General features: G+C 53.4%; 25 protein-coding genes. 13 read left to right on the forward strand and 12 right to left on the reverse strand.

Annotated elements, in window-relative coordinates; translation table 11 throughout:
- Positions 1–101: 101 nt before the first annotated feature.
- Both yajL and panE read right to left on the reverse strand, forming a co-directional pair.
- Complete coding sequence (yajL, locus tag G0034_RS04865; RefSeq protein ID WP_014882765.1) at positions 102–695, reverse strand: protein deglycase YajL; 594 nt, start codon at positions 693–695, stop codon at positions 102–104.
- Positions 658–1,569: a 2-dehydropantoate 2-reductase gene (gene panE, locus G0034_RS04870; RefSeq protein ID WP_023338122.1), complete on the reverse strand. Its 912-nt coding sequence runs from the start codon at positions 1,567–1,569 to the stop codon at positions 658–660. Before panE ends, yajL begins: the two co-directional genes overlap by 38 nt.
- 121 nt (positions 1,570–1,690) lie before the next feature.
- Between panE and G0034_RS04875 the strand changes: the two genes are divergently transcribed.
- Positions 1,691–2,182, forward strand: coding sequence for a YajQ family cyclic di-GMP-binding protein (locus G0034_RS04875; protein ID WP_008503327.1), 492 nt, complete (start codon positions 1,691–1,693; stop codon positions 2,180–2,182).
- A 31-nt stretch (positions 2,183–2,213) separates the two neighbouring features.
- On the opposite strand, the gene G0034_RS04880 is transcribed toward G0034_RS04875, so the two are convergent.
- The 8 genes from G0034_RS04880 to G0034_RS04915 form a co-directional block, all read right to left on the reverse strand.
- Positions 2,214–3,575: an MFS transporter gene (locus tag G0034_RS04880; RefSeq protein ID WP_023332232.1), complete on the reverse strand. Its 1,362-nt coding sequence runs from the start codon at positions 3,573–3,575 to the stop codon at positions 2,214–2,216.
- 149 nt (positions 3,576–3,724) lie between these two features.
- On the reverse strand, positions 3,725–4,612 hold the full coding sequence (gene cyoE / locus G0034_RS04885) for a heme o synthase (protein WP_014882769.1): 888 nt from the start codon (positions 4,610–4,612) through the stop codon (positions 3,725–3,727).
- An 11-nt stretch (positions 4,613–4,623) separates the two neighbouring features.
- Complete coding sequence (locus tag G0034_RS04890) at positions 4,624–4,950, reverse strand: cytochrome o ubiquinol oxidase subunit IV (RefSeq protein WP_006176899.1); 327 nt, start codon at positions 4,948–4,950, stop codon at positions 4,624–4,626.
- On the reverse strand, positions 4,950–5,564 hold the full coding sequence (locus G0034_RS04895; protein ID WP_008503324.1) for a cytochrome o ubiquinol oxidase subunit III: 615 nt from the start codon (positions 5,562–5,564) through the stop codon (positions 4,950–4,952). The genes G0034_RS04890 and G0034_RS04895 overlap by 1 nt, the downstream gene beginning before the upstream one ends.
- Positions 5,554–7,545 carry a cytochrome o ubiquinol oxidase subunit I gene (gene cyoB, locus G0034_RS04900; protein ID WP_014168864.1) on the reverse strand — a complete coding sequence of 664 codons (1,992 nt, stop codon included), beginning with the start codon at positions 7,543–7,545 and terminating at the stop codon, positions 5,554–5,556. Before cyoB ends, G0034_RS04895 begins: the two co-directional genes overlap by 11 nt.
- Positions 7,546–7,561: 16 nt before the next feature.
- Positions 7,562–8,509 (reverse strand): cytochrome o ubiquinol oxidase subunit II, encoded by a 948-nt coding sequence (gene cyoA, locus G0034_RS04905; protein WP_014882770.1) that lies wholly within the window; start codon positions 8,507–8,509, stop codon positions 7,562–7,564.
- A gap of 479 nt (positions 8,510–8,988) precedes the next feature.
- Entirely contained in the window at positions 8,989–10,464 is a 1,476-nt protein-coding gene (ampG, locus tag G0034_RS04910) for a muropeptide MFS transporter AmpG (protein ID WP_047344473.1), read from the reverse strand.
- A gap of 45 nt (positions 10,465–10,509) precedes the next feature.
- Complete coding sequence (locus tag G0034_RS04915) at positions 10,510–11,088, reverse strand: lipoprotein (RefSeq protein ID WP_179120564.1); 579 nt, start codon at positions 11,086–11,088, stop codon at positions 10,510–10,512.
- Between the two features lie 305 nt (positions 11,089–11,393).
- On the opposite strand from G0034_RS04915, the gene bolA reads away from it, so the two are divergent.
- The 12 genes from bolA to G0034_RS04970 all read left to right on the forward strand — a co-directional run bounded on the left by bolA (position 11,394) and on the right by G0034_RS04970 (position 22,472).
- Complete coding sequence (bolA, locus tag G0034_RS04920) at positions 11,394–11,711, forward strand: transcriptional regulator BolA (protein ID WP_013095855.1); 318 nt, start codon at positions 11,394–11,396, stop codon at positions 11,709–11,711.
- A 330-nt stretch (positions 11,712–12,041) separates the two neighbouring features.
- Complete coding sequence (gene tig / locus G0034_RS04925; RefSeq protein ID WP_014882773.1) at positions 12,042–13,340, forward strand: trigger factor; 1,299 nt, start codon at positions 12,042–12,044, stop codon at positions 13,338–13,340.
- A 260-nt stretch (positions 13,341–13,600) separates the two neighbouring features.
- A complete protein-coding gene (gene clpP, locus G0034_RS04930) occupies positions 13,601–14,224 on the forward strand; it encodes an ATP-dependent Clp endopeptidase proteolytic subunit ClpP (RefSeq protein WP_014069126.1) in 624 nt (207 codons plus the stop codon).
- Positions 14,225–14,350: 126 nt separating this feature from the next.
- Complete coding sequence (clpX, locus tag G0034_RS04935; RefSeq protein ID WP_014882774.1) at positions 14,351–15,625, forward strand: ATP-dependent protease ATP-binding subunit ClpX; 1,275 nt, start codon at positions 14,351–14,353, stop codon at positions 15,623–15,625.
- Positions 15,626–15,808: 183 nt separating this feature from the next.
- Entirely contained in the window at positions 15,809–18,163 is a 2,355-nt protein-coding gene (gene lon, locus G0034_RS04940; RefSeq protein WP_014882775.1) for an endopeptidase La, read from the forward strand.
- A 210-nt stretch (positions 18,164–18,373) separates the two neighbouring features.
- Entirely contained in the window at positions 18,374–18,646 is a 273-nt protein-coding gene (gene hupB, locus G0034_RS04945; RefSeq protein WP_002444653.1) for a nucleoid-associated protein HU-beta, read from the forward strand.
- A 212-nt stretch (positions 18,647–18,858) separates the two neighbouring features.
- Positions 18,859–20,730 carry a peptidylprolyl isomerase gene (ppiD, locus tag G0034_RS04950; RefSeq protein ID WP_179120565.1) on the forward strand — a complete coding sequence of 624 codons (1,872 nt, stop codon included), beginning with the start codon at positions 18,859–18,861 and terminating at the stop codon, positions 20,728–20,730.
- 148 nt (positions 20,731–20,878) lie between these two features.
- Positions 20,879–21,259, forward strand: a complete 381-nt coding sequence (locus G0034_RS04955) for a helix-hairpin-helix domain-containing protein (protein WP_047344471.1) — start codon at positions 20,879–20,881, stop codon at positions 21,257–21,259.
- A 99-nt stretch (positions 21,260–21,358) separates the two neighbouring features.
- Positions 21,359–21,757 carry a YbgC/FadM family acyl-CoA thioesterase gene (locus G0034_RS04960; protein WP_014882778.1) on the forward strand — a complete coding sequence of 133 codons (399 nt, stop codon included), beginning with the start codon at positions 21,359–21,361 and terminating at the stop codon, positions 21,755–21,757.
- 48 nt (positions 21,758–21,805) lie between these two features.
- Positions 21,806–21,973 carry a type II toxin-antitoxin system RelE/ParE family toxin gene (locus tag G0034_RS23270; protein WP_286079233.1) on the forward strand — a complete coding sequence of 56 codons (168 nt, stop codon included), beginning with the start codon at positions 21,806–21,808 and terminating at the stop codon, positions 21,971–21,973.
- Between the two features lie 6 nt (positions 21,974–21,979).
- The gene (locus G0034_RS23275; RefSeq protein ID WP_286079248.1) at positions 21,980–22,171 is read left to right on the forward strand and encodes a type II toxin-antitoxin system RelE/ParE family toxin; all 192 of its coding nucleotides are present in this window, start codon (positions 21,980–21,982) and stop codon (positions 22,169–22,171) included.
- Positions 22,143–22,472, forward strand: a complete 330-nt coding sequence (locus G0034_RS04970; protein WP_014882780.1) for an addiction module antidote protein — start codon at positions 22,143–22,145, stop codon at positions 22,470–22,472. Before G0034_RS23275 ends, G0034_RS04970 begins: the two co-directional genes overlap by 29 nt.
- A 2-nt stretch (positions 22,473–22,474) precedes the next feature.
- On the opposite strand, the gene queC is transcribed toward G0034_RS04970, so the two are convergent.
- Together queC and G0034_RS04980 are read right to left on the reverse strand one after the other, a co-directional pair.
- Positions 22,475–23,170, reverse strand: a complete 696-nt coding sequence (gene queC / locus G0034_RS04975) for a 7-cyano-7-deazaguanine synthase QueC (protein WP_023332238.1) — start codon at positions 23,168–23,170, stop codon at positions 22,475–22,477.
- Between the two features lie 66 nt (positions 23,171–23,236).
- The gene (locus G0034_RS04980) at positions 23,237–24,937 is read right to left on the reverse strand and encodes an SgrR family transcriptional regulator (RefSeq protein ID WP_014882782.1); all 1,701 of its coding nucleotides are present in this window, start codon (positions 24,935–24,937) and stop codon (positions 23,237–23,239) included.
- Between the last annotated feature and the right edge of the window lie 14 nt (positions 24,938–24,951).

The raw sequence follows: 24,951 nt of genomic DNA on the forward strand, positions 1-24,951 counted from the left end.
CACCCCGGCCCTCTCCCACGGGGAGAGGGAGAAAACATAAAAAACGGCAACCTTTGGTTGCCGTTTTGCTTTAACCTGGCGCCACCCGGCTTTTTTACGCACTACTCTTCATAGTAGTTATAAATTCCCGCCGGCATCACCAGCGATGACGCCACCTCGTACGCTTTTTCGCGCCCGACCAGCAGGTCAATAATCTTCAAACCAAAATCAATCGCGGTGCCGGGGCCCTGGCTGGTCAGCAGGTTGACGCGTGGATCCCACACGACGCGTTTGTCCACCCACTGGTCTTCCGGGATGGTCTGCTTCAGACCGGGGTAGCCGGTCATATTGCCGATAGGGAAAATATCGTGCGGAACCAGCACTGTTCCGGCGGCGGCACAGATGGCGGCGACGATACGACCCGATAAGTGGAACTGACGCACGGTCTCGACCAGCAGCGGGCTGTCGCGAAAATATTCCGCACCCTTCAGGCCACCGGGCAGGACGATGATGTCGTAATCCCCGTCGGCCACCTGCACAAGCGGCGCATCCGCAAGCAGTTTCACGCCGCGCGAGCAGGTCACCGCCAGACTGCCATCGCTGGCAACGCTGGCGACCGTCACCTCAATACCGCCGCGCACCATCAAATCAATGGTGGTGACCGCTTCTGTCTCTTCGCTACCAGGGGCGAGGCAGATCAGTGCCGACGCGCTCATATTCACTCTCCTTACGTTTAACCAGGTCATACAAACGGGCGTTTTCCGGCACGGCGATGCCATGTGCTCGGGCACGTTTTAGCAGATAGCCGGTAATGTAGTCGATTTCTGTGTGTCGTAATGCCCGGACATCCTGCAACATTGAGGAGATATTTTCTGCCGTACTCTCAATAACCTGCTCGACATAACCGCGCAAATCCTCTGCCGAGGTATGCAAGCCTTCCCGCTCAATGACCGACGCGACTTCAGCACACAGTGATGCAACCTCCTGCGGATGGTTTTTCAGCTCCCCATTCGGGCAGTTCCACAGTGCCGTCAGCGGATTGATCACGCAGTTCACGGCCAGCTTGCGCCAGAGTTGAGGGCGAATAGTGTTATGCCAGGCGACGTCCGGCAACACCTTCTGCAGCACATCGGCAAGATAACTGTAGTCGCCATCCTGTGTTCTGGCCGGTCCCATATGGGTCACGCCGCTGGCGACGTGCACGATGATGTTGCCGTCGCGACGGGCTGCGTGCGTGGTTGTCGCCATCAGCAGGGGCTGCGGGACGCTTTTCAGCTCATCAATGGTCCCCATGCCGTTATGCAGCAGCAGTATAGGGGAAGTGGAGGGGAGTTGCGCAGCCAGCGTCTTCACCGCGTCTGAGACCTGCCACGCTTTAAGCGTCACCAGTAACAGGTCACTTTGCGCCAGGAAATCGGGATCGTTCGCGGTGAGGGATTCGTTAAAGATGCTTCCGTCTTCACAAATCAGGTTTACACTGCAATAGGGCTGGGGCACGCGCAGCCAGCCCTGAACCTCATGTCCGTGCTTGCACAGCGCGGTCAGCCATAGCTGACCAAGCGCTCCGCATCCGAGCACTGTAATTTTCATTGTTCCTCCTCACCTGCAACTGCGCCAGGTGTTACAGCTTAATTATACAGCTAAGCTTCTGTTGAGTTATGCCTCGTAGCGGGTATTATGCAACGCAACAAAAGTGAAGGGAGAAGAAAAGATGCCATCTTTCGATATTGTTTCCGAAGTTGATATCCAGGAAGTTCGCAACGGCGTTGAGAACGCAACCCGCGAAGTTGAGTCACGTTTCGATTTTCGTGGCGTTGAGGCGTCGTTTGAGCTGAACGACGCAAATAAGACCATTAAGGTGCTGAGCGAGTCTGATTTCCAGGTGAATCAGCTGCTCGACATTTTGCGCGCCAAGCTGTTAAAACGCGGCATTGAAGGGACCTCTCTGGATGTGCCGGAAGAGTTTGTGCACAGCGGTAAAACCTGGTTCGTTGAAGCTAAACTGAAGCAGGGCATTGAGAGCGCGGTGCAGAAGAAGATCGTGAAGCTCATTAAAGACAGCAAGCTGAAGGTGCAGGCGCAGATCCAGGGTGAAGAGATTCGCGTCACCGGCAAGTCCCGCGATGACCTGCAGTCCGTGATGGCGCTGGTGCGTGGCGGCGATCTGGGACAACCGTTCCAGTTTAAAAACTTCCGCGATTAATACCCAAAAGCCCGGTTCAACCGGGCTTTTTTCACGCTTTCAGGGCCTGCTCCACTTCGAAGCGGTTGGTCATTTTGCTGTCTATCTTGACGTAAGCGCTGCGCTCTTCCGGGACAATCAGGACCTCCGTCACACCCTCTTTTGCTTCCAGACGCTGTTTCAGCGCGTCGCTAATCTGAACATCATCCGGGATTTCTACCCGCAGGCTGCTCACGTAGCGCGGCTCTTTCATGGTACTGGCGACCAGCAGCCAGACTGTCGCCAGCAGTGCGCCCGCGAGAAACACGGTTTGAGAGTCAAACAGACCGTCCACCCAGCCGCCAAGCGAGCCGCCAATGGCCACGCCGAGGAACTGGCTGGTGGAGTAGATGCCCATCGCCGTGCCTTTGTAACCGGCAGGGGACTCTTTGCTGATCAGCGACGGCAGCAGGGCTTCCATCAGGTTAAACGCCAGGAAGAACAGCTGCACGCCGGCAATCAGCTCCCAAAAGTGCGGGCCGGCACCCCAGAGCACAATCTCAGCTATCAGCAACAGTGCTACGCAGCCAATGAAGACGCGCTTCATCTTGCGCTTCACTTCAGCGTAGATGATGAATGGCACGACGGAAACAAAGGAAATCAGCATAGTGACCAGATAGATTTTCCAGTGCTCGGCTGCCGGGAAGCCCGCAGCGGCCAGCTGGCCGGGAAGGGCGACAAAGGTCGACATCAGCAGGATGTGCAGACACATAATGCCGAAGTTAAGCTTCAGCAGGCGTGGCTCAACCAGCACTTTGCTGAAGCAGCCCTTTACCATTCCCGATTCACGATTGAGGACGTGGTTTTTGCTGTCCGGGACGACCCACAGGGTTAAGGCAATACCGAGGGTTGCCAGCACGGCAATCATCCAGAACAGCGCGTGCAGGCCAAGCGCATGGGTGATTATCGGGCCCAGTACCATCGCAATGGCGAAGGTGACGCCAAAGCTAACGCCGATGAACGCCATCGCTTTAGTCCGGTTCTGTTCGCGGGTGAGATCGGACAACAGCGCCATCACGGCGGCAGCAATCGCGCCGGAGCCCTGAAGGGCGCGGCCAAGAATAATTCCCCAGATGGAGTGGGAGAGGGCGGCAATCACACTGCCCAGAACAAAAATAAGCAGGCCACCGACAATCAGCGGCTTGCGGCCAACCCGGTCAGAGAGCAGGCCAAACGGGATCTGGAAGACCGCCTGGGCCAGACCGTAAATGCCAATGGCCAGGCCAATCAATGCCTCGCTCGCCCCCTGCAGCGCCATGCCGTAGGTGGTCAGAACAGGCAGGACCATAAACATGCCGAGCATCCGTAGCGAGAAGACAGTCCCTAAGCCCCAGGTCGCGCGTAGCTCGCCTGGCGTCATTTTATAATCGTTCATTACCACCTCAGTTCAAAAGCAGGCCATAGTGTAGTGCGGGGAAGGGGCGGGGTAAATAAGGGCTTATTTAACAAATATTACATGCGTTATTAATTGATTTTGTGAATAAAAAAGGGTGCCGAAGCACCCTTTTATTGACCTGTTGTCGCTTACCAGACGTAAGTCAGCAGGTTGTGCGAATCTGGCACCATGAAATCCACGGACATCATCACGGACAGAGAAGTGATGGCGACAATGGAGAACACAAACAGCTTACGTGCCCAGACTTTGTCATCTTCCACTTTGTATCCGCGCAGCGCCATGCCAAGCCACCAGACGCTCACCGCAGCCGCTACCGCCAGATATTTATACCCGGCGTAACCACCCAGAGAGAGCATCAGCGTTGCCACGGCAAAGGCGATGATGTAAAGCGTAATGTGGTTCTTGGCAACCGAAATGCCCTTCACGACCGGCAGAACCGGGATGTTCGCTGCCTGATAATCCTTAAAGCGGAAAATCGCGATGGCATAGGAGTGCGGCATCTGCCACAGGCTAAAGATAGCCAGCAGGATCAGCGCACCGCTGTCGAACTCGTTCGTGACGGCGCAGTAGCCAATCACCGGCGGCGCAGCGCCGGAGAGAGAACCAATCAGCGTGCCGTAGACGGAGTGACGTTTCATATACAGGCTGTAGACGCCCACATAGACCACGAACCCCATCACCCCCAGCCAGCAGGCAAGTGGGTTAGCACCAAACCACAGCAGCATAAAGCCAGCAATACCCAGCAAGGTGGCGTACACCAGCGAGACGGAAGGGGCGATCAGGCCTTTCACCAGCACCCGATTTTTGGTCCTTTCCATCTTCTTGTCGATATCCATGTCGATGTAGTTGTTAAATACACAACCGGACGCAACAACCAGTGACACACCGACCAGCGTGTAAATAAAGAGGGCGTAATCAATGCTGCCTTTAGAGGCCAGCAGGAACCCTCCGATCACGGAGATCAGGTTGCCAAAGATGATGCCTGGTTTCGTTACTTGCAGGTATTGCTTAAACATACTCGCCGCTCTTAGTGAACCATCATGTTGTAGTTGAGGTTCCACATAATCCAGATGGAACCGACTACCAGGATAGCGATGATAATCACGGTAAAGATAAAGGCCGTCATGTTCCAGCCTTCATCGGACTTGGTGTTCATGTGCAGGAAGCAAACCAGATGCACCAGAATCTGAATCACCGCGGTCACCAGGATTGCTCCCAGGATAACCGGTTTAGACGCAGAACCGCTCATCACCATCCAGAACGGGATCACCGTCAGGATGATCGACAGGATGAAACCTGTCATGTAGGTTTTTACGCTGCCATGGGAAGCGCCATGATCGTTAGAATGACTCATTACATCGCCCCCATCAGATAGACAACAGAGAACACACAGATCCACACCACGTCCAGGAAGTGCCAGAACAGGCTCAGGCACAGGATACGGGTACGGTTAGTGCTGGTCAGGCCGCGGCGGGAGATCTGGAACATCAGTACTGCCATCCAGATCAGACCCGAGGTCACGTGCAGGCCGTGGGTACCGACCAGCGCGAAGAACGCGGACAGGAAGCCACTGCGATCCGGACCAAAGCCTTCCATAATCAGGTGATGGAATTCATAGATTTCCATCCCGATAAATCCAGCACCAAACAGCCAGGTCAACGCCAGCCAGGAGACAACCTGGCTCTTGTTGTTTTTGTACATGGCGATAGCCGCCATGCCGTAGGTGATAGAGCTGAATAACAGCAGTGCGGTTTCAACCAGAACGAACGGCAGTTCAAAGATGTCCTTGCCGGTCGGGCCGCCCGCTGTGCCGTTCACCAGAACGGCATAGGTCGCGAACAGACAGCAGAACAGAATGCAGTCGCTCATCAGGTAGATCCAGAAACCGAAGACTTTGGTCGGTCCTGTATCGTGGTGCGCATGTTCATGCGCGTGGGCAGTTGAGTGCGCCAGAGTATCAGTTGCCATTTTTCAGCCCCGCTTTAGAAATCTCGTCGAAATGCTGATTTTCCAGCTTTTCAACTTCACGGACTGGTACGTAGTAGTCCACGTCCTCGTCAAAGCTCTTCACAATCCAGCTGATTACGATGCCAGCGAAGCCAACAATCGCCATCCACCAGATGTGCCAGATCATTGCGAAACCAAATACCGTAGCGAAGGCGGCAATGACAATGCCCGCACCGCTGTTTTTCGGCATATGGATCTCTTCGTAATGAGCAGGTTGCTTGTACGCTTCACCTTTTTCTTTCATTTCCCAGAATGCGTCACGTTCATGAACCTGCGGCACGATGGCAAAGTTATAGAAAGGCGGTGGAGAAGAGGTCGCCCACTCCAGCGTACGGCCACCCCATGGGTCACCGGTCAGGTCACGGTTCTGATCGCGGTCGCGAATAGACACGTAGAACTGAATCAGCTGAGACGCGATACCGCAGGCAATCAGCACCGCACCGCCCGCAGCAACCATCAGCATTGGGTGGAACTGCGGATCGATCTGCTGGCTCAGACGACGGGTCATACCCATGAAGCCCAGCACGTACAGCGGCATAAATGCCACGAAGAAGCCGATGATCCAGAACCAGAACGCGCGTTTACCCCATTTCTCGTTCAGCGTGAAGCCGAACGCTTTTGGCCACCAGTAGGTTACGCCCGCGAAGCAGCCGAAGACCACGCCACCGATGATAACGTTATGGAAGTGCGCAATCAGGAACAGACTGTTGTGCAGAACGAAGTCAGCACCTGGTACCGCCAGCAGTACACCGGTCATCCCACCTACGGAGAAGGTCACGATGAAGCCGATGGTCCACAGCATCGCTGAGTGGAACACGATACGGCCCTGGTACATGGTGAACAGCCAGTTGAAGATCTTCACCCCGGTCGGGATGGCGATAATCATGGTGGTGATACCGAAGAAGGCGTTTACGTTCGCGCCCGCACCCATGGTGAAGAAGTGGTGCAGCCAAACGATGAACGACAGAACGGTAATACACACGGTTGCCCACACCAGAGAGGTGTAACCAAACAGACGTTTACGCGAGAAGGTTGCCGCGATTTCGGAGAACACACCGAAGACAGGCAGAACCAGGATGTACACTTCCGGGTGACCCCAGGCCCAAATCAGGTTGATGTACATCATCATGTTGCCACCCATATCATTCGTGAAGAAATGGGTGCCCAGGTAGCGGTCCAGGGTCAGCAGCGCGATGGTGACGGTCAGAATTGGGAAAGAGGCAATAATCAGGATGTTGGCGCACAGAGATGCCCAGGTAAATACCGGCATCTTGAACATGGTCATGCCAGGGGCACGCATCTTGATAATGGTCACGAAGAAGTTGATACCGGTCAGGGTGGTACCGACACCGGAGAGCTGAAGCGCCCAGATCCAGTAGTCAACGCCAACGCCCGGACTGTACTCAATTCCTGATAGCGGCGGGTATGCCAGCCAGCCGGTCTGTGCGAATTCGCCCACACCCAGTGACAGGTTAACCAGGATAACGCCGACAACCGTGAACCAGAAGCTCAGGTTGTTCAGGAACGGGAACGCCACGTCGCGCGCGCCGATTTGCAGCGGAACGACCACGTTCATCAGACCGATAACCAGCGGCATCGCTACGAAGAAGATCATGATAACGCCGTGAGCGGTAAAGATCTGATCGTAGTGGTGCGGCGGCAGGAAGCCGGCTTCACCCGCAGAAGCGAGTGCCTGCTGGCTACGCATCATGATCGCATCCGCAAAGCCACGAATTAACATGACGATACCGACGATGCAGTACATGATACCGAGTTTTTTGTGGTCAACCGAAGTCAGCCACTCGTTCCACAGGTAGCTCCACTTACCGAAGTAAGTGATCAAGGCCAGTAAGGCCGCGCCACCAATGATAATTGCAGCCACCGTAACCACGATAATCGGTTCATGGTAGGGCACTGCATCCAGTGTCAATTTTCCGAACATTTTCTTCCTCGGCCCCTTAGTGAGCGGTTTCCGCGTGGCTCATGTCCATGCCTTCCATACCTTCATGCGCGCTGTGCTCGCCTTCAGGCTGGGTCATGTCCATGCTCTTGCCGTGATCCATAAATTTGCCAATGACATCTTTGAACAAATCAGGTTTCACATTAGAGAAGTACTCCACCTTGTTGTATTCGCTAGGTGCAGCCACTTTTTCGAACGCCGCCATGTCAGACATGGTGTTTGGAGACTGCTTCGCTTTTTCAACCCACTGGTCGAAAGCGGCACGGTCTGGCGTTGCAATAGCTTTGAACTTCATACCTGAGAAGCCCGGGCCGCTATAGCTGGCGGAGATACCATCATAGGTGCCTGCTTCATTCGCGATCAGATGCAGGTTAGTCTGCATGCCGGCCATCGCGTAGATCTGGCTACCCAGACGTGGGATGAAGAAGGAGTTCATTACGGAGTTGGAGGTCACTTTGAACTGAACCGGAGTGTTCGCCGGGAAGGCGATTTCATTCACGGTAGCAATACCCTGCTCTGGATAGATGAAGAACCATTTCCAGTCCATGGAGACCACTTCAATGGTAATAGGTTTCTCATCGTGAACCAGTGGTTTGCTTGGCTCAAGTGCGTGAGTGGTTTTCCAGGTCAGTACGGCAAGAAACAGGATGATCAGGATAGGTACCGTCCAGACCACAGCTTCCACTTTATTGGAGTGTGACCAGTTAGGGCTATACTTCGCATCTTTATTGCTCGCACGATACTTCCAGGCGAAACCAACAGCCATCAAAATGGCAGGAATAACCACAATCAACATCAGGCCAAAAGCCGTCAGTATCAGTGAACGTTGTTCCAGTCCAATCTGTCCTTTGGGGTCTAGTAGTGCAGAATCGCAGCCACTGAGTAATACAGTGCCCGCGAATAATGACAACCATCCCAAACTTTTATTGTATTTCCCGAGTCTCATTTAACGACCTCAATTCCACGGAGTCTGGTGGCGTTTAAAGTGTGCGGGCATTTTACGGGAAGGTTACATTACTGTAAACATCATTAGGCCTGTGTCAGGAAGGTGTTACCGGGTTCTGCCGCACGTGTCACAAGTGTTGCAAATTATGTCGGTTTTTATGACAGAAGCCGCATGGCGTGGGCTTTATAACGAAAGGACCCCCAAGCATACCCTAAAAGGGGCAATTGGTATAACCATTGTTAAAAATAAACAAAAAATTAACAATTAATTATCAATAAAAAGACATCTAAAAAACGAAAAATCAAACTATCGGATGCTGAATCGTTTAATGAAAAATAGCGTTTTGGAACTGGAGCCAATAATTTCCAAATCCTATCCCGCACAAAACAACAAATATTTTTTTTGGGGGGCCGCTGGCTATTTCGCCGTTATAATTTCGGTTAGTGATTACAACGGGAAATAACCTTTCGCATTTTTCTTCAGGTCATCTGCGTTTTACGCAACGCCATGAAATCGAGCAGACCCCCGGTCAGGATCCCGGCAATAGCCAGCAGGGCGCCAGCGTCCAGCAGAAGCGCTTCGAACGGGATTGCCAGTGACGTGCTGGCGTTAATAATCAGCACCACAAGCCAGAGTGCCAGAGCAACGCAGCCCACCATTAACAGACGTAACGCAAAACGGTAGGCGGTATGATATTCGGTGCGCGGCATAAAGTGTTCGGTCCGCTGCGTATATTCCAGCGTCTGACGGCAGACCAGCAGCAATAAAATTCCCGGCACGGCAGCCACGACAGAGAAGAGATAAAACGTTGGCCAGCCGTGGGCTTCCACGAACCAGCCCGCAATCGGTCCAACGTACACGCGACCCACGGCAGAGAGCGCCGAGAGCAGCGCAAACTGCGTAGCGGAAAATGATTTATTGCAAAGCGTCATCAACAGGGCAACAAATGCCGCGGTGCCCATGCCGCCGCAGAGGTTCTCGAAGAACACCGCCGCGGCCATGCTGATCATATGTTTGTCGGTAATCGACAGCAGCCAGTAGCCAGCGTTAGAGGCTCCCTGAAGGATGCCGAAAATCAGCAGCGCGCGAAACAGGGTCAGGCGCTGCATCAGCACGCCGCCATACAGCGCGCCCACAATCGTCGCAAACAGTCCCAGCGTTTTGTTTACCACACCCACTTCACCGGCATCAAAACCGACACCGCGTATCAGGAAGGTGGTGGTCAGGCTCATGGCAAACGCATCCCCCAGCTTATAAAGGACGATGAGCAGCAGGATCAGCCAGGCATTGTTGCGACCAAAAAAGTCGCGCAGCGGTTCGGCCACGGCCTGCTCCAGCGAGCGGGGGACCGGAATGACATCACTTGGTTCGGGAGCAAAGATCGTCGCGATAATGCACGGGATAAGCAGGGCGGCCATCAGCCAGTACATACCCTGCCAGCCGAGGTAACGGTCAGCCAGCCACAGTGCCAGTCCCCCGGAGACCAGCATCCCGAGGCGATAGCCCAGCACGCTGATTGCGGCACCGGCGCCGCGCTCTTCCGCAGGCAAAACGTCCGTCTTCCAGGCGTCAAAGACAATATCCTGGGAGGCGGAACAGAAGGCAATCACGACCGCAAGCGCGGCCATCCAGCGAAGCTGTGTGGTGGGCTCAAGAAAACCCATCGCCGCAATGGCCAGCAGCAGCAAGACTTGCGTCATCACTAACCAGCCGCGACGACGTCCCAGGAAAGGTGGCGTGTAGCGATCCATGACCGGAGACCACAGGAACTTAAAGACATAGGCCTGACCGACAAGCGAGAAGAAACCGATGGTTTTAAGGTCGATATTCTCGACCGTCATCCACGCCTGAAGCGTGCCGGAGGTGAGCGCGAGAGGTAAACCCGAGGCAAAGCCGAGGATCAGCAGAATCGCTGATTTCGGTTGCTGGAAAATGCGTAAGTAATGGCTGGACATGTTCTTATGAACTGACCCGGTGAAGCACCGGGTCAGTCGGCAGGATTAACGTGCGTTCTGCTTGATGAAGTCGTGGATGCTGGTGTCCTGCGCCATGTCGGAAATGGTATCCGTCAGCACGCTGTTAACCGCATCAGCAATATTTTTATTCGATGCCTGGAACGCGCCTTCGACAGAGTAGCTCGCACGGTAGTTTTTGGTCATCTTATTACCGTTTTTCGCGGTAGCAATGATGGCGATATCCGCTTTGGTCGCGATGTTGTAACGCACGTTGCCCTGAGACACGTCTGCGTAGAGGTTGTTAACGATGATCTGCAGATCAACCGCACCGCTTGGGCCAATCATATAGCCGCGAGCGGTCATTTGCTTCTCAAGCACTTCCTGCAGCAGGAAACGCAGGTCGCGGGACGCGGTCAGGGTTACCTGCTGGTTATCGCGGGTCACTTTTGCCAGAGCCTGGTCCTGACGCTGATCGGCACCGTTAATGCTCACGGTGACGCCCATCAGGCTTGGATCCTGCTGAGGCAGCGTAATTTTTGGTGAGACATCAATGGTGGTAGGCGGGGTTGCACAGCCTGCCAGCATAAAAAGGGCTACCAACGGAAAGAGGAGTTTTTTTAACATTTTCGGGTTCTCAACGAATCGTAAGCATATAAAGAGAAAAATTGCCGTCATCATAACATCGCCAACGGCGAGGGGAAGTGGTCAACGCATGTAAATTCATCGCCTTGTCCGAAAACTGACCAGCTTACCCAATTTCCCCTCTCGCGAATGATGAAAGGTATGAGTCTCGCAGTGAACTTCATTCGTTTGAATGAGAAAATCAGACGAAAGCTAAATATTTGTTGTCAAGGTGTAATGGAAACGGTAAAAGCGGCTAACATTTAAAGGGATGGGTGACATCCTGGCGTTGTCGGAGGAGTAATTTCATGATGATACGTGAGCAGATAGAAGATAAATTAAGGGCAGCGTTCAACCCTGTGTTCCTCGAAGTCGTCGACGAGAGCTATCGTCATAACGTGCCGGCAGGTTCTGAAAGCCACTTTAAAGTGGTTCTGGTTAGCGATCGCTTCACGGGAGAACGTTTCCTGAACCGACACCGCTTGATCTACAGCACCTTGACGGAAGAACTCTCCACCACCGTGCATGCGCTGGCACTGCATACCTATACCATTAAGGAATGGGAAGGCTTGCAGGATACGGTTTTCGCATCACCGCCGTGTCGCGGTGCAGGCACCATCGCCTGATAAATCGGATTTGCAACGGCTGGAGCTTTTCCAGTATGTTGCTTACAGATTTCCTCAAAACGGCCTCCGGGCCGTTTTGTTTTGTCTGAGTTTTGAGCGGATGGAGCGATTTTAAGGCTAAAAATAGCCTTAAAGTGTGAAAAAAGCCGCAGCAACATGCCCCAACCGTTCTCGACTCACCTAAGTGATGCCGCTATAATGCCGCGTCTTATTGAATGTCTTCGGGATGATTCTGGCGACAGGGAATGTGAATCTGCACTAAGAGAGCATCCCGGTATAACAGACAGATTCAGAGTTGACCGAGCACTGTGATTTTTTTGAGGTAACAAGATGCAAGTTTCAGTTGAAACCACTCAAGGCCTTGGCCGCCGTGTAACGATTACTATCGCTGCTGACAGCATCGAAACTGCTGTGAAAAGCGAGCTGGTCAACGTAGCAAAAAAAGTACGTATTGACGGCTTCCGTAAGGGCAAAGTTCCAATGAATGTTGTTGCTCAGCGTTATGGCGCCTCTGTGCGTCAGGATGTGCTGGGTGAACTGATGAGCCGCAACTTTATTGATGCGATCATCAAAGAAAAAATCAATCCGGCCGGCGCGCCAAACTACGTTCCAGGCGAATACAAACTGGGCGAAGACTTCACTTACTCCGTAGAGTTCGAAGTGTACCCGGAAGTTGAGCTGAAAGGTCTGGAATCTATCGAAGTTGAAAAACCGATTGTCTCTGTGACTGACGAAGATGTTGACGGCATGCTGGACACCCTGCGCAAGCAGCAGGCGAACTGGAAAGAGAAAGAAGGCGCTGTTGACGCGGAAGACCGTGTGACCATCGACTTCACCGGTTCTGTAGACGGCGAAGAGTTCGAAGGCGGCAAAGCGTCTGACTTCGTACTGGCAATGGGCCAGGGTCGTATGATCCCAGGCTTCGAAGACGGTATCAAAGGCCACAAGGCTGGCGAAGAGTTCACTATCGACGTGACCTTCCCTGAAGAATACCACGCTGAAAACCTGAAAGGTAAAGCAGCGAAGTTCGTGATCAACCTGAAGAAAGTGGAAGAGCGCGAACTGCCAGAACTGACTGAAGAATTCATCAAGCGTTTCGGCGTGGAAGATGGTTCAGTTGCTGGCCTGCGTACCGAAGTGCGTAAAAACATGGAGCGCGAGCTGAACGGTGCTGTTCGTAACCGTGTGAAATCTCAGGCGATTGAAGGTCTGGTGAAAGCGAACGACATCGACGTTCCTGCAGCCCTGATCGACAGCGAAATCGACGTGCTGCGCCGTCAGGCTGCACAGCGTTTCGGTGGCAACCAGCAGCAAGCGATGGAACTGCCACGCGAGCTGTTTGAAGAGCAAGCGAAACGTCGCGTTGTTGTTGGCCTGCTGCTGGGCGAAGTGATTCGTACCCACGAGCTGAAAGCTGACGAAGAGCGCGTGAAAGGCCTGATCGAAGAGATGGCTTCCGCATACGAAGATCCATCAGAAGTGATCGAGTTCTACGGTAAGAACAAAGAGCTGATGGACAACATGCGCAACGTCGCACTGGAAGAGCAGGCTGTTGAAGCGGTTCTGGCGAAAGCGAAAGTGACCGAAAAAGCGACCTCTTTCAACGAACTGATGAACCAGCAGGCGTAATAACGCCCTAACGGTTTAAAGTTTGACCAAAAAACCCGTTGCCCTCCGGCGACGGGTTTTTTTTATCGCAGCTTTAGTCCTGGAAGGGTGCTAAAACGCCCTTTCAGTGTTAGCGTTACAACAAAAGGTTGTTATGCTTGAAATAGGGCGTGGCGAACCCCATAAGTATGTAATCACGATGATTGAGACTGGCTGATAATCCGTCCATAAGGTTACAATCAGTACAGCAGGTGTTTTCAATTTTGAACCAGGAGACGGAAATGTCATACAGTGGCGAACGAGATAACTTTGCACCCCATATGGCGCTGGTGCCAATGGTTATTGAACAGACCTCACGTGGTGAGCGTTCTTTCGATATCTATTCCCGTCTGCTCAAGGAACGCGTTATCTTTCTGACCGGCCAGGTAGAAGACCATATGGCTAACCTGATCGTAGCGCAGATGCTGTTCCTGGAAGCGGAAAACCCGGAAAAAGACATTTACCTGTACATCAACTCGCCAGGCGGTGTGATTACGGCGGGTATGTCCATTTATGACACCATGCAATTCATCAAGCCAGATGTCAGCACGATCTGTATGGGTCAGGCTGCATCCATGGGTGCCTTCCTGTTAACCGCAGGGGCGAAAGGTAAGCGTTTCTGCCTGCCTAACTCCCGTGTGATGATTCACCAGCCGCTGGGTGGTTACCAGGGGCAGGCTACGGATATCGAAATCCACGCCCGCGAAATTCTGAAAGTAAAAGCGCGCATGAATGAACTTATGGCGCAGCATACAGGTCAATCTCTCGAGCAGATCGAGCGCGATACCGAGCGCGATCGCTTCCTCTCTGCTCCAGAGGCAGTTGAGTACGGCTTAGTCGACTCCGTATTGACCCATCGTAATTGATGCCCGCGACGCGAGTGTGCCGCTATACTAAGGTAGGGCGGCACGCTGCTTTAAGCAGTACGCGTCTTAGAATGGCATTTGCGTCGTCATGTGCGGCACAAAGAACTTAAAAAGAGGTTTGGACTCATGACAGATAAACGCAAAGATGGTTCGGGCAAACTGCTGTACTGCTCTTTTTGCGGCAAAAGCCAGCATGAAGTGCGTAAACTGATTGCCGGGCCGTCCGTGTATATCTGCGACGAATGTGTTGATTTATGTAACGACATCATTCGCGAAGAGATTAAAGAAGTTGCGCCGCACCGTGAGCGTAGCGCATTGCCAACGCCGCATGAAATTCGTCATCACCTTGACGACTATGTCATCGGACAAGAGCAGGCGAAGAAAGTGCTGGCGGTAGCGGTATATAACCACTACAAACGTCTGCGTAACGGCGACACCAGTAATGGCGTAGAACTGGGTAAAAGTAACATCCTGCTGATCGGACCGACGGGTTCCGGTAAAACGTTGCTGGCGGAAACCCTGGCGCGCCTGCTGGATGTTCCGTTTACCATGGCCGATGCCACCACCCTGACCGAAGCCGGTTATGTGGGTGAAGACGTTGAGAACATCATTCAGAAACTGCTGCAGAAGTGCGATTACGACGTACAGAAAGCACAGCGCGGCATTGTTTATATTGATGAGATCGACAAGATCTCCCGTAAATCAGACAACCCGTCCATCACCCGTGACGTGTCGGGTGAAGGCGTGCAGCAGGCGCTGCTGAAGCTGATCGAAGGTACGGTTGCCGCCGTTCCACCGCAGGGGGGGCGTAAGCATCCTCAGCAGGAGTTCCTGCAGGTTGATACCTCCAAGATCCTGTTCATCTGTGGCGGTGCGTTTGCCGGTCTGGATAAAGTCATTTCCCACCGTGTTGAAACCGGCTCCGGCATTGGTTTCGGCGCGACGGTAAAAGCCTCGTCCGAAAAACCGAACGAAGGTGAACTGCTTTCGCAGGTTGAACCTGAAGATCTGATCAAATTCGGTCTGATTCCTGAGTTCATTGGCCGTCTGCCCGTTGTGGCAACGCTGAATGAGCTGAGTGAAGAGGCGCTGATTCAGATCCTGAAAGAGCCGAAAAATGCGCTGACCAAGCAGTACCAGGCGCTGTTCAATCTGGAAGGGGTTGACCTGGAATTCCGTGACGAAGCGCTTGATGCGATTGCTAAGAAAGCGATGATCCGTAAAACCGGTGCGCGTGGTCTGCGTTCAATCGTTGAAGCGGCGCTGCTCGACACCATGTACGATCTGCCGTCGATGGAAGATGTTGAGAAAGTGGTTATCGACGAGTCCGTAATCAGCGGCCAAACCAAGCCGCTGCTGATTTACGGTAAACCGGAAGCCCAGCAGGCATCTGGCGAATAATTCACCAAATCATACAAGCAGTTAATTAAAAAGGGGGGATTTTATCTCCCCTTTACTTTTTCCGTATTCATAGCGTTGAATGTGTGGGAAACATCCCCATATACTGGATACATGTTAATGGTTATGTGAAGTACAGTGACATGACCAGCTTACCTGGCGGACACTAAACTAAGAGAGAGCTCTATGAATCCTGAGCGTTCTGAACGCATTGAAATCCCCGTATTGCCGTTGCGCGATGTGGTGGTTTATCCGCACATGGTCATACCCTTGTTTGTAGGGCGGGAAAAATCTATCCGTTGCCTCGAAGCCGCCATGGATCATGATAAAAAAATCATGCTGGTGGCGCAGAAAGAAGCATCGACGGATGAGCCGGGTGTAAACGATCTTTTCACCGTCGGGACCGTGGCCTCTATTTTGCAGATGCTGAAGCTGCCTGACGGCACCGTGAAGGTGCTGGTCGAAGGGCTGCAGCGTGCGCGTATTACCACTCTGTCAGATGACGGCGAACACTTCTCTGCCAAGGCAGAGTACCTTGATTCGCCTGAGCTTGATGAGCGCGAGCAGGAAGTGCTGGTGCGCACCGCAATTAGCCAGTTTGAAGGCTATATCAAGCTGAATAAAAAAATCCCACCAGAAGTGCTGACGTCGCTGAACAGCATCGACGATCCTGCGCGTCTGGCGGACACCATCGCAGCACACATGCCGCTGAAGCTGGCTGACAAACAGTCCGTGCTGGAAATGTCCGACGTTAACGAACGTCTGGAATACCTGATGGCGATGATGGAGTCTGAAATCGATCTGCTGCAGGTTGAGAAACGTATTCGCAACCGCGTCAAAAAGCAGATGGAGAAATCTCAGCGTGAGTACTATCTGAATGAGCAAATGAAAGCGATTCAGAAAGAGCTCGGCGAGATGGACGACGCGCCGGACGAAAACGAAGCGCTGAAGCGTAAAATCGACGCGGCGAAGATGCCGAAAGAGGCGAAAGAGAAAGCCGAAGCAGAACTGCAGAAGCTGAAAATGATGTCTCCAATGTCGGCTGAAGCAACCGTCGTACGCGGCTACATTGAGTGGATGGTGCAGGTTCCGTGGAACGCCCGCAGCAAGGTCAAAAAAGACCTGCGTCAGGCGCAGGAGATCCTGGATACCGACCACTACGGCCTGGAACGCGTGAAAGACCGCATTCTTGAGTACCTCGCGGTACAAAGCCGTGTAAACAAAATCAAAGGCCCAATTCTGTGTCTGGTAGGACCGCCGGGGGTGGGTAAAACCTCTCTGGGACAGTCCATCGCCAAAGCGACCGGACGTAAGTATATCCGTATGGCGCTGGGTGGCGTACGCGATGAAGCGGAAATCCGCGGTCACCGTCGTACCTACATCGGTTCTATGCCGGGTAAACTGATCCAGAAGATGGCGAAAGTGGGCGTTAAAAACCCGCTGTTCCTGCTTGATGAGATCGACAAAATGTCTTCGGACATGCGTGGCGATCCGGCCTCTGCACTGCTGGAAGTGCTTGATCCAGAACAGAACGTGGCGTTCAGCGATCACTACCTGGAAGTGGACTACGACCTGAGCGATGTGATGTTCGTGGCAACCTCCAACTCCATGAACATTCCGGCCCCGCTGCTGGACCGTATGGAAGTGATCCGCCTCTCCGGTTACACCGAAGACGAGAAGCTGAATATCGCGAAACAGCACCTGCTGCCGAAACAGATTGAGCGTAACGCACTGAAAGCCAACGAACTGACCGTCGAGGACAGCGCGATTATCGGCATCATTCGCTATTACACCCGTGAAGCGGGCGTGCGTAGCCTTGAGCGTGAAATCTCTAAACTGTGCCGCAAGGCGGTGAAACAGCTGCTGCTGGATAAGAGCCTGAAACACATTGTGATCAACGGCGACAATCTGCATGCCTACCTGGGCGTTCAGCGCTTTGACTATGGCCGTGCGGATAACGAAAACCGCGTAGGCCAGGTGACCGGTCTGGCATGGACGGAAGTGGGCGGCGATCTGCTGACCATCGAAACCGCCTGTGTGCCGGGTAAAGGCAAGCTGACCTACACCGGCTCGCTGGGTGAAGTGATGCAGGAGTCCATTCAGGCGGCGCTGACCGTGGTGCGCGCGCGCGCGGAAAAACTGGGTATTAACCCGGATTTCTACGAAAAACGCGACATCCACGTTCACGTCCCGGAAGGGGCGACGCCGAAAGATGGTCCAAGCGCGGGTATTGCCATGTGTACGGCGCTGGTCTCCTGTCTGACAGGCAACCCGGTACGCGCTGATGTTGCAATGACCGGTGAAATCACTCTGCGTGGTCAGGTTCTGCCTATCGGCGGGTTAAAAGAAAAACTGCTGGCGGCACACCGTGGTGGGATCAAAACCGTATTGATTCCTTACGAGAATAAACGCGATTTGGAAGAGATTCCGGACAACGTAATTGCCGATCTGCAGATTCATCCTGTTAAGCGAATTGAGGAAGTTCTTACTCTCGCATTGCAGAATGAACCGTCCGGAATGCAGGTTGTAACCGCAAAATAGTGACCTCGCGCAAAGAGCGTCAATAAAAACAAGGCTGGTAAGGCATTTCGCACTTGCCAGCCTTTTTTTGTATAGCTAATTTAGATTGCTGATTAGGTCAGCCATCAACAACGGGTGTTGTAAGGTCATGGCAGGCCTGATATAACTGCTGCGCGGTCGCGTTGTGAAGGACTCAGACGCGATATAAATTATAAAGAGAGGAAGAGAACAGTGAATAAATCTCAACTGATTGACAAAATTGCTGCTGGTGCTGATATTTCTAAAGCTGCAGCTGGACGTGCGTTAGATGCATTAATTGCTTCTGTTACTGAATCTCTGCAGGCTGGAGACGACGTTGCACTGGTAGGCTTCGGTACTTTTGCTGTTAAAGAGCGTGCTGCCCGTACTGGCCGCAACCCTCAGACCGGTAAAGAGATCACCATTGCTGCTGCTAAAGTGCCGGGTTTCCGTGCAGGTAAAGCGCTGAAAGACGCAGTAAATTGATTGCTTTCCCGTTTCAGGGAAGCCGGAAAGTACAAGGGCGCATCATTTGATGTGCCTTTTTTGTTTGTCCAGACCTGATTTGTGCGAGTTTATGCGAGTTGTGGGCTGACAATCGCCCCGTTTTCTTGTCACAATACGCCTTTACGCGCGACGGGCAGGATTTTCCGTCAGCGTCAGGTAACCAGTCACCTACAGCGGAGTGTTGTTACACCATGATGGACAGCTTACGCACGGCTGCTAACAGTCTCGTGCTCAAGATTATTTTCGGTATCATTATCGTGTCGTTCATATTGACCGGCGTGAGCAGTTACCTTATTGGCGGTGGCGCGAACTATGCCGCAAAAGTGAATGGCCAGGAGATCAGCCGTGGTCAGTTCGAGAATGCTTTTGCCGGTGAACGTAACCGTATGCAGCAACAGCTGGGCGACAAATTCTCTGAACTGGCGGCGAATGAAGGGTATATGAAGACCCTGCGCCAACAGACGCTCAACCGTCTTATCGACGAAGCGTTACTGGATCAGTATGCCAAAAAGCTGGGTCTTGGCATCAGCGATGAGCAGGTGAAAAAAGCGATCTTCGCCACTCAGGCATTCCAGTCAAACGGTAAATTCGACAACGCCCGTTACAATAGCATCGTCAACCAGATGGGCATGACGGCAGACCAATACGCTCAGGCGCTGCGTAACCAACTGACCACTCAGCAGCTTATCAATGCCGTTGTGGGCACCGATTTCATGCTCAAAGGTGAGACGGAAGAGCTTGCCGCGCTGGTGGCGCAGCAGCGCGTTGTCCGTGAAGCGACCATTGATGTTAACGCCCTGGCGGCTAAACAGCAGGTCAGCGACGCGGAACTGAACGCCTGGTACGAGCAGAACAAAAATACCTTCGTTTCTCCAGAGCAGTTCCGCGTGAGCTACATCAAGCTGGATGCTGCCGGGCTGCAGGAAACGGCGTCTGATACAGAAATTCAGTCCTACTACGATCAGCATCAGGATCAGTTCACTCAGCCGCAGCGTAACCGCTACAGCGTGATTCAGACTAAAACCGAGGCTGACGCCAAAGCGGTACTGGATGAGCTGAATAAAGGGGCTGATTTCGCCACCCTCGCGAAAGCAAAATCCACCGATATTATCTCTGCCAAAAACGGCGGTGATATGGGCTGGCTGGAAGACGCAACCACGCCGGACGAACTGAAAAATGCGGGTCTGAAAGAGAAAGGCCAGCTTTCTGGTGTCATTAAGTCTTCCGTTGGTTTCCTGGTCGCGCGTCTGGACGACATCACCGCGGCGAAAACCAAGCCGCTGGCTGACGTTCGTGATGATATCGCGGCGAAAGTGAAACAGGAAAAAGCGCTGGATGCCTACTACGCACTTCAACAGAAGGTGAGCGATGCCGCCAGCAACGACAACGAATCGCTGGCGGGTGCTGAGCATGCTGCTGGGGTGAAAGCGGTTGAGACGGGCTGGTTTGGTCGTGACAACCTGCCGGAAGAGCTGAACTTTAAACCGGTTTCAGACGCCATCTTTAACGGTGGTCTGGTGGGCGAGAACGGCACGCCAGGCAGCAACTCTGACATCATTACCGTCGACGGTGACCGTGCGTTCGTGCTGCGCGTCAGCGAGCACAAGCCGGAAGCGGTCAAACCGCTGGCAGAAGTGAAGGATCAGGTTGCCGCTCAGGTTAAGCACAACAAAGCGGAACAGCAGGCGAAACTGGATGCTGAGAAGATTCTGGCTGATCTGAAAGCGGGCAAAGACGATGCGCTGAAAGCGGCAGGCCTGAGCTTCGGTGAAGCGAAAACGCTGAGCCGTACCGGTCAGGACCCCATCAGCCAGGCTGCGTTTGGCCTGACTCTGCCAGCGAAGGACAAACCAAGCTTCGGCACCACCACCGATATGCAGGGTAACGTTGTTCTGCTGGCGCTGGACGAAGTAAAAGCCGGTACCCTGCCAGAAGCGCAGAAGAAGGCGATGGTTCAGGGCATTACCCAGAACAATGCTCAGATTGCTTTCGAAGCCATGATGAGCAACCTGCGTAAAGATGCCAAAATCAAGCTGGGCGATGTGATGACTCAGCAGCAATAATTACGTCTCTGCTCGCAGATTTTCGTAACGCTCTGCAAAAACTAAAGGCCGCTTTCGCGGCCTTTTCCATTTCTGCAATTTGCTGTTTGTAGCTGTTTGTCCGGGCGGCTATCGTGACGTGGCTGTCAACAAACAAGGAGAAAACAGCATGAAATGTGGAATCAAATCACTGTTAATTGCGCTGGCTATTGCCACCACCGGGATGACCACGAGCGCGCTGGCCGCGACGCCCGCAGCCAAAGCACAGACGGTGCAGAGCAAGTCTGACGCCTCAGCGTCAGTGCAAGGGCAATCCAAAGCGGCTGATGCCGGTAAAACGGCGGATGATGACGGTACGCGGGTCAGTATCAATTCGGCCTCTGCGGAAGATCTCGCCCGCGCAATGAACGGTGTCGGCCTGAAAAAAGCACAGGCCATCGTCAGCTACCGCGAAGAGTATGGTCCTTTCAAAACTGTCGACGACCTCAAACAGGTGCCGGGCATGGGCAGCGCGCTGGTGGAGCGTAACCTCTCACACCTGACGTTGTAATCTCACAATTACTTGCACTGCGGCGATAATTTGCCAGGATAAAGAGGTCATACCAGTTATGACCTCTGATCCTATAACAACAGTAAAGGCTATTGCGCTATGCAGACAAAAATCAAAGTACGCGGTTACCACCTTGATGTTTACCAGCACGTTAACAACGCCCGCTATCTTGAGTTCCTTGAAGAAGCGCGCTGGGACGGGCTGGAAAACAGCGAAAGCTTTCAGTGGTTGACCGCGCATAACATCGCGTTCGTGGTCGTCAATATCAACATCAACTACCGCCGCCCGGCCGTGCTGGGCGATGTGCTCACGGTGACCAGTCAGGTGCAACAGCTCAACGGCAAGAGTGGTGTATTAAGCCAGGTGGTGACGCTCGATCCTGAAGGGCAGGTGGTGGCTGATGCACTGATCACCTTTGTCTGTATCGATCTGAAAACCCAGAAGGCGCTGCCGCTGGAAGGGGCGTTGCGGGAGAAGCTGGAGTTGATGATCGTTTAGAAATTTTGTCTTTTATAAAAGACAAAACGTTTTTCCAGGGATAGAATCATGGACAGGGACTACGTTGTTGAACGCTACCGTACCCGTGACGGAAAAGTGCCATTTGAGGAGTGGGTAGCGAAGATGAAGCGAAAGGATCCGGAATTAGTGTTTCGGATTCTTTTGCGAATTGACCGTGCAGAGAAAGGGAACTTCGGCGATTACCGGTATCTCTGAGATGGTATCTGGGAATTGAAAATTGATTGTGGTCCCGGATATCGAATCTATTTTGCAGTACAACATCGGGAGATCCTATTGTTGCTGATTGGGGGTGACAAAAAGAGTCAAAGGACCGATGTGAAACTGGCAATTGATTACTGGAATGACCATCAAAAGGAGAAATCCGATGAGCAAAAGCGAACGAAAATTCTCTAGCTCCGTCAGTCACGATGAAGCCGTCGTAAAAATGCTTCGCGAAAACCCTTCCTACGCTCAGCTATATCTGCAGGTTGCGTTGGATGAGATTTATGAAGACCAGGGAATCCCTGCATACCTAATCGCGCTAAGACGTGTTATCGAATCCCGCGGTGGCATAGGTGAAATTGCTGCCAAATCCGGTCTGTCCCGCCAACAGTTATACCGAACCTTATCTGACAACGGCAACCCAACGCTGACGACGCTAATGAAAGTGACTCGTGCTGCCGGCGTAAAACTGTTCGACAGCACGGTTAAGTAGCGTTATTTAAGCCCGGTCTTTTGCTTCATTGCGGCCATCACGCCGACTTTATCGGCCAGATAGTGGTTCAGCCCGTTAGCGCGAAGATTACAGGCCGCGCACTGGCCGCAACCGTCGCCTTTGATGCCGTTATAGCAGGTGAGGGTTTCACTGCGAACCAGATCCAGCTTGCCCCAGTAGTCCGCCAGGGCCCAGGTTTCGGCTTTATCCAGCCACATCAACGGCGTCTCAAAGCGCGTCTCTTTCGCCATGCCCAGATTGACGGCATGGTTTAATGCTTTCACGAATTCGTCACGGCAGTCCGGGTAGCCGGAGAAGTCTGTTTCGCATACGCCGGTGATTACCGCTTCGGCTTTCACCTGGTAGGCGTAGATCGCCGTCAGGGTCAGAAACAGAATATTGCGGCCCGGTACGAAGGTATTCGGAATGCCGCTGGCATCGGGTTCATAATCCGGTACAGGAATGCTGTCGCGGGTGAGGCTACTGACAGCCAGTTCATTTAACAGCGTAACGTCCAGCACCTTGTGCGCGCGTGCCCCCAGTTTGAGGGCCAGTTCACGGGCAACGTCGATTTCAGCGCGGTGGCGCTGACCATAATCGAAGGTCACACAGTGAACTTCATCATACTGATGAAGGGCCTGAACCAGGCAAGTAGTAGAGTCTTGTCCTCCGCTGAACACGACGACGGCACGTTTCATAAATCATCTCAACAGTTACGGTAAAAACGTTATGTTACCGCCTGGCTACGGCGGCGACCAGCTTCTTCACGATTTGGGGGCAGGCAGCCAGGCTTCGGTAAAATCAAACCAGCCGCGGGTGTTAAGGCGTATCCCGTTTACGCCTGGCGGCGCGCTGATTTGATACTGATAATTAAAGAGCGGCGTCAACACGGCGTTCTCCATTAAGCGGCTGAAAATGGCTTGCAGCCCCGCGTGTCGGTCCCGGGACTCGGCTTGGGCCTGCACCGCATCCAGCGTGGCTTGCAAATGGGCGTAAGCCGGTGCGCTTAACACATGCGGCCAAAGTGCATCACAGCGGAGCCACTGCTCAAGCGTATACGCTGGCGCTTCGCCAATCAGCTTATCTCCCATCATGATGTCTGCATCGGCAAGCTGCTGGCATCCATCCCACGTCTTCGCGTCGTGAAAGATGACGGTCAATTCACAACCCTGCAGGGCGAGGTACTCCTTCAGCTGGCTGGCCATGGTGTGAAGCTCAACGGGCAGATGATAAACCAGCGTCAACGCCTCAGGGAGGGCAATGTCCGTCAAATCAGGCCATTCCGGGATTGTCCAGCCGGGAAGCAGTTCATGAGTTGGCGTGATGAGCCCTTCGTTGAGCGGAAGCGTGTGCAGAAGCCTGGAGAGATGAATGATATTAATCAGCCGCTTTGCCTGGATCTCACTCAGCCGCGCGCTCTGTTTCAGCGTGAGATAACAGAAGCCCAGGCTGGTGCTGCTGCTCACCAGCCGCAGGCTTTCGAGCTCATCGGCCTCGCCAATGGCGATTTGCACCGGGTGGCGACAGCTGGTACCCAGCCTGTAATCAAAAAGCTGGGGAGTGATCCAGTACTCGATGGCCTTAAGCAGCGGATGACTCAGGTGGTACTGCTCATGGCTTTCCAGGCGTACCAGGTCTGGCTCAAAGAGAGTCAGCCGGAAGGGACCACTGCCGACGACCGGGCGATCGGGATGCGCCAGACGGCTACAGTAGGTTGCCAGCCTGTGCGCCAGCCAGTAGTCCGGTTGATGTAAAACAAACGTCAGACATTGCGGATGTGTGGTTTCGACAGACAAGACGCTCTGAAAAAGCGTGCGCATGATGGGCTGCGCTAACAACGCCGTCAGGCTTCGCTGGAGTTGCGCCGTTTCTATTTTATCGCCGTCATGCCAGTGCAGCGTGGAGCGAATATAGAAATGCCAGCGCAGCCCGTCAGCAGAGACCTCCCAATGATGCGCCAGATCGCCGGTGGGTTCACTGCTGTTACCGTTAAATCGCGTCAAGCCTGAGAACACCTGTCCTGCCAGATGTTGTTCGGCCCGGCCCGGTAAAAATCCCGGCTGAAGCGGCTCCAGCGAGCGATAGTAGGGGATGCGCAGCGTCGGCGTGTCGTTTTGCCATTGCCCACCCAAAAACGGATGCAATAACGAACGCAGCTCGTCAGGCGCAAGCTGGGCCAGCTCCAGCGCGTTATGCTGCTGTCCGCTCTTCAGCGCTTCTTCCATCATCATATTGCGCAGCGACTCCGGGGTGGCATGGAACGTCAGTTCGCCGCGCTTGCCGCGACCAGACTGCGCGCGCCAGCTCAGCCAGCCCGCCTCCTGAGCCTGACGCAACAGCGTTCGGACATGCCGCTCGCTACAAAAACAGCGGGCTGCCAGTTCGCTGATAGTGACCTGCTGCGTCGCACCTTCGGATGGCTGCCATAAACGGTGATACTGGTTAAGACGGTTAAGCTGACGCATAGAAACCCGGAACA

The sequence above is a fragment of the Enterobacter sp. T2 genome, from assembly GCF_010692925.1.
Lineage (GTDB): Bacteria > Pseudomonadota > Gammaproteobacteria > Enterobacterales > Enterobacteriaceae > Enterobacter > Enterobacter kobei.

Bases quoted from the DNA above. Each gene is read 5' to 3' on its own strand.
- G0034_RS04875 (WP_008503327.1), top strand. From the start codon at position 1,691: ATGCCATCTTTCGATATTGTTTCCGAAGTTGATATCCAGGAAGTTCGC.
- queC (WP_023332238.1), bottom strand. From the start codon at position 23,170: ATGAAACGTGCCGTCGTCGTGTTCAGCGGAGGACAAGACTCTACTACT.
- tig (WP_014882773.1), top strand. From the start codon at position 12,042: ATGCAAGTTTCAGTTGAAACCACTCAAGGCCTTGGCCGCCGTGTAACG.
- G0034_RS04955 (WP_047344471.1), top strand. From the start codon at position 20,879: ATGAAATGTGGAATCAAATCACTGTTAATTGCGCTGGCTATTGCCACC.
- G0034_RS04970 (WP_014882780.1), top strand. From the start codon at position 22,143: ATGAGCAAAAGCGAACGAAAATTCTCTAGCTCCGTCAGTCACGATGAA.
- G0034_RS04960 (WP_014882778.1), top strand. From the start codon at position 21,359: ATGCAGACAAAAATCAAAGTACGCGGTTACCACCTTGATGTTTACCAG.
- G0034_RS04915 (WP_179120564.1), bottom strand. From the start codon at position 11,088: ATGTTAAAAAAACTCCTCTTTCCGTTGGTAGCCCTTTTTATGCTGGCA.
- G0034_RS04890 (WP_006176899.1), bottom strand. From the start codon at position 4,950: ATGAGTCATTCTAACGATCATGGCGCTTCCCATGGCAGCGTAAAAACC.
- clpX (WP_014882774.1), top strand. From the start codon at position 14,351: ATGACAGATAAACGCAAAGATGGTTCGGGCAAACTGCTGTACTGCTCT.
- cyoA (WP_014882770.1), bottom strand. From the start codon at position 8,509: ATGAGACTCGGGAAATACAATAAAAGTTTGGGATGGTTGTCATTATTC.
- G0034_RS04980 (WP_014882782.1), bottom strand. From the start codon at position 24,937: ATGCGTCAGCTTAACCGTCTTAACCAGTATCACCGTTTATGGCAGCCA.
- clpP (WP_014069126.1), top strand. From the start codon at position 13,601: ATGTCATACAGTGGCGAACGAGATAACTTTGCACCCCATATGGCGCTG.
- G0034_RS04880 (WP_023332232.1), bottom strand. From the start codon at position 3,575: ATGAACGATTATAAAATGACGCCAGGCGAGCTACGCGCGACCTGGGGC.
- ppiD (WP_179120565.1), top strand. From the start codon at position 18,859: ATGATGGACAGCTTACGCACGGCTGCTAACAGTCTCGTGCTCAAGATT.
- lon (WP_014882775.1), top strand. From the start codon at position 15,809: ATGAATCCTGAGCGTTCTGAACGCATTGAAATCCCCGTATTGCCGTTG.
- cyoB (WP_014168864.1), bottom strand. From the start codon at position 7,545: ATGTTCGGAAAATTGACACTGGATGCAGTGCCCTACCATGAACCGATT.
- G0034_RS04895 (WP_008503324.1), bottom strand. From the start codon at position 5,564: ATGGCAACTGATACTCTGGCGCACTCAACTGCCCACGCGCATGAACAT.
- ampG (WP_047344473.1), bottom strand. From the start codon at position 10,464: ATGTCCAGCCATTACTTACGCATTTTCCAGCAACCGAAATCAGCGATT.
- cyoE (WP_014882769.1), bottom strand. From the start codon at position 4,612: ATGTTTAAGCAATACCTGCAAGTAACGAAACCAGGCATCATCTTTGGC.
- bolA (WP_013095855.1), top strand. From the start codon at position 11,394: ATGATGATACGTGAGCAGATAGAAGATAAATTAAGGGCAGCGTTCAAC.
- yajL (WP_014882765.1), bottom strand. From the start codon at position 695: ATGAGCGCGTCGGCACTGATCTGCCTCGCCCCTGGTAGCGAAGAGACA.
- G0034_RS23270 (WP_286079233.1), top strand. From the start codon at position 21,806: ATGGACAGGGACTACGTTGTTGAACGCTACCGTACCCGTGACGGAAAA.
- panE (WP_023338122.1), bottom strand. From the start codon at position 1,569: ATGAAAATTACAGTGCTCGGATGCGGAGCGCTTGGTCAGCTATGGCTG.